A 229-nucleotide genomic window follows, 5' to 3' on the forward strand; every position below is an offset into this window, starting at 1 on the left:
CAAAAACTCTGCCCAAAGAGCCAGATTTAACGACTGTTCTCACAATTAAAAATACTTCAAAAAAGGAAGGTGACCAAATTTGGTCACCTTATTTTTATTAATATTTCATTAACTTAGTCTTCATCAGCTTGTAATTTTAGAAGCTCCCCTACTTCTACATTTAGCAATAAGCAGAGCTTTTCAATAGTTTCAAAATCAATACGCGTCGATTGACCATTATAGAGTTTAT

Annotated in this window: 1 protein-coding gene; it reads right to left on the reverse strand. The window is 32.3% G+C overall.

Annotated elements, in window-relative coordinates; translation table 11 throughout:
- Positions 1-113: 113 nt before the first annotated feature.
- Positions 114-229 (reverse strand): helix-turn-helix transcriptional regulator (locus RFW85_RS12465; RefSeq protein ID WP_309171581.1); only part of this gene is annotated, 116 nt, incomplete at its 5' end.

The organism is Acinetobacter sp. 12966, assembly GCF_031196995.1.
GTDB lineage: Bacteria > Pseudomonadota > Gammaproteobacteria > Pseudomonadales > Moraxellaceae > Acinetobacter > Acinetobacter geminorum.